This window comes from Rhodococcus sp. O3 (genome assembly GCF_048897285.1).
GTDB lineage: Bacteria > Actinomycetota > Actinomycetes > Mycobacteriales > Mycobacteriaceae > Rhodococcus.
On sequence record NZ_JBMBTE010000212.1, the window covers coordinates 1 to 5,084 of the forward strand.

5 protein-coding genes are annotated in these 5,084 nt (G+C 69.9%); 2 read left to right on the plus strand and 3 right to left on the minus strand.

The genetic code is table 11. From position 1 onward, the window contains the following. Together ACN675_RS27570 and ACN675_RS27575 are read right to left on the minus strand one after the other, a co-directional pair. A partial coding sequence (locus tag ACN675_RS27570; RefSeq protein ID WP_420753844.1) for a biotin/lipoyl-containing protein occupies positions 1-208 on the minus strand: 208 nt, incomplete at its 3' end. Positions 209-472: 264 nt separating this feature from the next. Next, positions 473-1,987: a leucyl aminopeptidase gene (locus ACN675_RS27575; RefSeq protein WP_420753845.1), complete on the minus strand. Its 1,515-nt coding sequence runs from the start codon at positions 1,985-1,987 to the stop codon at positions 473-475. Between the two features lie 99 nt (positions 1,988-2,086). Between ACN675_RS27575 and gcvT the strand changes: the two genes are divergently transcribed. Together gcvT and ACN675_RS27585 are read left to right on the plus strand one after the other, a co-directional pair. Then, positions 2,087-3,187, plus strand: a complete 1,101-nt coding sequence (gene gcvT, locus ACN675_RS27580; RefSeq protein WP_420753846.1) for a glycine cleavage system aminomethyltransferase GcvT — start codon at positions 2,087-2,089, stop codon at positions 3,185-3,187. Between the two features lie 32 nt (positions 3,188-3,219). Beyond that, positions 3,220-4,332 carry a branched-chain amino acid aminotransferase gene (locus tag ACN675_RS27585; RefSeq protein ID WP_420753847.1) on the plus strand — a complete coding sequence of 371 codons (1,113 nt, stop codon included), beginning with the start codon at positions 3,220-3,222 and terminating at the stop codon, positions 4,330-4,332. A gap of 101 nt (positions 4,333-4,433) precedes the next feature. Here ACN675_RS27585 and ACN675_RS27590 read toward each other — a convergent pair. Next, on the minus strand, positions 4,434-5,084 hold a 651-nt coding region (locus ACN675_RS27590; RefSeq protein WP_420753848.1), incomplete at its 5' end, for an adenosylcobinamide-GDP ribazoletransferase.

The following is a 5,084-nucleotide window of genomic DNA, read 5'->3' on the forward strand; positions in this document are numbered from 1 at the left end:
CGATCTCGACGGTGTCGTCCTCTTGGGCGACGATCCTCACCAGGACACCGGCAGCGGGGGACGGAATTTCGGTGTCGACCTTGTCCGTGGAGACTTCGAGCAGGGGCTCGTCGACTTCGACCGTGTCTCCTTCCTGCTTGAGCCATCGCGTGACAGTTCCCTCGGTGACGCTCTCACCAAGCGCTGGCATCTGGACGGAGAAGGCCATGTCTGTTGACTCCTCGACGGTTGTTTCGTGTGTGTTGAGTTGTACCGACTCGTGGTCGTCCGACCATTGTGTGGTCGTTGACTATTGTGCTCGAGCCCGAGGACTCGCGCGGGTACTTCGTTGGTGCGTACGGTCCACACCCGGCAGGCATGGCCTCGACCATCCTTGCACTGATCACTTCCGGGTGTACGGCGAGGGGCGCGTCACGTTGCACCGGGCGTGCCTTCCGGGCCCCTGAAGGCGCCCGGAAGGCCACTTCCGAGATCAGCCGTTGGCTGCGATGTCCTCGATGACCGCGAACATCGTGCGCACCGGCACACCGGTTCCGCCCTTGCCGATGTAGCCGAACGGACCGCCGGTGTTGAACGCCGGACCCGCCACGTCCAGATGCGCCCACTGCACACCCTCGGCGACGAATTCCTTCAGGAAGATCGCGGCCGCCAGCATCCCGCCCCACCGGTGCGGGGTGACGTTCGCCAGGTCCGCGACCCGCGAGTTGAGGTCGGCGCGCAGCTCCGCCGGCAGCGGCATGGCCCAGCCGTTCTCCCCGACGGACCGCGACAGCTCCGCGACCCGGTCACGGAACTCGTCGGTGCCCATCACGCCAGGGGTGCGGGTACCCAGCGCAACCATCTGTGCGCCGGTCAGCGTGGCGGTGTCGATCAGGTAGTCGGGCTCGTCCTCGCAGGCACGCACGATCGCGTCGGCGAGGATCAGGCGACCTTCCGCGTCGGTGTTGATCACCTCGACCGTCGTTCCGCCGTACTGGGTGAGCACGTCACCGGGACGCTGCGCAGTCGACGAGGGCATGTTCTCGGCCATCGGGACGGTCGCGGTGACGTCCGCGGCCACACCGAGCTTCGCGGCGAGCACGACGGTCGCGATCACTGCGGCCGCACCGCCCATGTCGGAGGTCATGTTCTCCATGCCCGCGGCGGGCTTGATGGAGATGCCACCGGTGTCGAAGGTGATGCCCTTGCCGACCAGCGCGACCTTCGGGGCCTTGCGCTTCTTCGACGAGTAGCTCAGCCGCACCAGCCGCGGCGGACGCGACGAACCCTGCCCGACGCCGACGATGCCGCCGAAGCCCTGCTTGGCCAGGGCCTTCTCGTCGAGCACCTCGACCTTCAGGCCCGCCGCGGTGCCGAGCGCCTTCGCGCGGTCGGCGAACTCCGCCGGGTACAGGTGACTCGGCGGGGTGTTGACGAATTCGCGGGCGGTGGCGACGGCCTCGGCGATCGCGGCCGACCGGGTCAGTGCGGCCTTGGTCTCGCGGGCACGGGGCGAAGCCACGAGGAACTCGATGCGGGCCGGGGGGCGCGCGTCGTCGCCCGGCGCGGACTTCGCGGAGCGGAACTCGGTGAACGTGTACGCGCCGAGGGCGAATCCTTCGACGGCCGCACCGAGATCCACCTCGGACAGGGTCGTCGCGACGACCGAGACACCGTTCAGGGCTCGTGCCGCGGAGCCGGCGGCGCGCCGCACCTGCTCGGCGTCGATCTTGTCGGCCGCGCCGAGGCCCACTGCCAGCACGCTCGTCACCGGCAGTGCCGCCGGGGCGGGAACCCGGGTCAGTTCCTCGGACTTGCCGGTCGCGCCGACCGCGGTCACGGCGTCGAGCACCTCGCCGAGCACGGACTCGTCGACGACGCCGCCGAGCAGCGCCTCGGGACCGTCGTCTCCGGACGTCAGTCCGATCACGAGAACATCGGCTCGTTTCGAGAGGGACCCGGCGAGAACGAGTTCCGGGAGGGTGGGAGCGGGGGCACTCACAGGCATCTCCTATGCAGAGGGTGGCGTTGCATCGATGCTAGTGATCTTCGGGTTCGATGCAGTGGAGGCGGTCCCGGCCCGGTCCGTGGGATACCGTCATGCGACATGAGCGACCAGCAACTTCAGCAGGGCCCGATCCACGCAATCCACGTCGAACTCGGTGCGACCTTCGCCCCGTTCGGCGGGTGGGAGATGCCTGTCTCGTACGCCGGCACGGTCGCCGAGCACACCGCGGTCCGGGAGAACGTCGGCCTGTTCGACGTCAGCCATCTCGGCAAGGCGCTGGTCGCCGGTCCGGATGCCGCGAAGTTCGTGAACTCGACGCTGACCAACGACCTGTCGAAGATCGGGCCGGGCAAGGCCCAGTACACGCTGTGCTGCACCGAATCCGGGGGAGTCGTCGACGACCTCATCGTGTACTACGTGTCGGACGACGAGCTGTTCCTCGTGCCGAACGCCGCGAACACCGCGGCGGTCGTGGCCGCGCTCGCGAAGGTCGCGCCCGCCGGTGTCACCGTGACGGATCAGCACCGTGACCACGCCGTCTTCGCGGTGCAGGGACCGAAGTCCGCCGACATCCTCACCGGTCTGGGGCTGCCCACCGAGATCGAGTACATGGCGTTCGTCGACGCCGAGTGGAACGGTGTGCCGGTGCGGGTGTGCCGCAGCGGCTACAGCGGGGAACGCGGCTTCGAGCTGCTGCCGCGCTGGGCCGATGCGGATCCGCTGTTCCGCGCGCTCGTGTCCGCGGTGCAGGCCGTCGGTGGCCAGGTCGCCGGGCTGGGTGCCCGCGACACCCTGCGCACCGAGATGGGTTACCCGCTGCACGGACACGAACTGTCGACGTCGATCTCGCCGCTGCAGGCCCGATGCGGCTGGGCCGTCGGCTGGAAGAAGCCGGAATTCTGGGGCCGGGACGCGCTGCTCGCCGAGAAGGAGTCCGGGCCCGCGCGCCGGCTGTGGGGTCTGCGGGCCCTCGACCGGGGTGTCCTGCGCCAGGACCAGACGGTCCTGCGCGACGGCGAGCGTGTGGGCGTGACGACCTCCGGAACGTTCTCGCCGACCCTCAAGGTCGGTATCGCGCTCGCGCTGATCGACAGCGCTGCCGGTCTGTCCGCCGGTGACGAGGTCGCCGTGGACGTCCGGGGCCGGTCGCTGCGCGCCGAGCTGGTCGTTCCGCCGTTCGTCGAGGACCACACGAAGTAGGGGAGCACGGGCGTTCGATAGGATCGGCTTTCATGACCGGTGTCCTGGAATTCGCCCACATCCCGCATCCTTCGCCGACGACCCCCGAGCGTCGGCAGGAGATTCTGTCGAATCCGGGCTTCGGGAACTTCTTCACCGACCACATGGTGACGATCACCTACACCGAGGGAACCGGCTGGCACGACGCGACGGTCGAGCCGTACGGCCCGGTCCAGCTCGATCCCGCGGCGATGGTGTTGCACTACGGGCAGGCCATCTTCGAGGGGCTGAAGGCGTACCGGCAGGCGGACGGGTCCATCTCCTCGTTCCGGGCGAACGCGAACGCGGCTCGGCTCAACCGGTCCGGGGAGCGGATCGCGATGCCGGCCCTGCCCGAGGAGCTGTTCCACCGCGCCATCGTCGAACTGCTCGAGGTCGACCACGAGTGGGTGCCCAAGGCCGGTGGCGAGGAGTCGCTGTACCTGCGGCCGTTCATGTTCGCGACCGAACCGGCCCTCGGGGTGCGCCCGGCCCACGAGTACAAGTTCCTGCTCATCGCATCCCCGGCGGGCGCGTACTTCCCGCGCGGCGTCAAGCCCGTGAGCGTGTGGCTCTCGCGTGAATACGTGCGCGCCGCGCCGGGGGGCACCGGTGCCGCGAAGTTCGCCGGTAACTACGCCGCGTCCCTGGTCGCGCAGGCCCACGCCGCGGAGCAGGGCTGCGATCAGGTGGTGTGGCTCGACGCGATCGAACGCAAGTACGTCGAGGAAATGGGCGGCATGAACCTGTACTTCGTGTTCGGGTCGGGTGCCGACGCCCGGCTGGTCACCCCCGAACTGTCCGGCTCGTTGCTGCCGGGCATCACCCGCGAGTCGCTGCTGACCCTCGCGAAGGACTCCGGTCTGGCCGTCGAGGAACGTCGCATCAGCACGGACGAGTGGCGCGAGAAGGCCGCATCCGGCGAGATCACCGAGGTGTTCGCGTGCGGCACCGCGGCGGTCATCACCCCGGTCGGCAGTGTCAAGGACGCCGACGGCGAGTTCACGATCGCCGGCGGCGAGCCGGGCCCGATCACGATGGCGCTGCGCGACACGCTGACCGGTATCCAGCGCGGCACCTTCGCCGACACCCACGGCTGGATGACCACGCTGCGCGCCGCTCAGTAGCCGGCACCGCACGAAGACGCCACGGGCGCGACCGTCACCGATGGTCGCGTCCGTTCTGTGTTCGTGGGTCTGTGCGTTCGTGGGTCGTGTCCCGGGGAAGGTCAGAGTCCGGCGCCGAGGGCGATCGCGACGGCGGCGACGGTGCCCTCGAGTGCCGCGCCGAGCACGTCGCCGTTCACCCCCTCGAAGCGGGCGACGCAGTGCCGCACGAAGAGTGCGGACAGCGCCAACGCGACGAGAACCACGATCGGGCCGAGCCATGGAGTTCCCGGCACGCACCACACGGCAGCGATCGCAGCGAGCAGCGGCCAGCCGAGCACGCTCGCCCACGCCTGGGTTCCGGCGACGAGCGCACCGAACCCGCTCCCGGGGGACGCGGCGATCCCGTTTCGGCACGCGAGGACCACGGCGATCCGTCCCGCCGCGACCGCGAGCACCACCGCCGGCCACGCGCCGGCCTCGGCGAGGATCCCGAACGACCACGCCTGCGCCCCGAGCACCACCACCAGGGTGGCGACGCCGAACGGTCCCGCACCCCCCGAGTGCATGACCTCACGGGCCCGCTCGGGCGGACCGTAACAACCCAGACCGTCGGCGGTGTCGCTGAGACCGTCGATGTGCATGCCGCGCGTGGCGACCGCGAGGAACCCGACGCACAGCAACCCCGCGAGCGGGGGAGCGCACCCGGCGGTGAGCAGCAACCACAGCACCCCGGCCGCCGCGGCGCCGAGCAGCATCCCGGTGACCGGGGC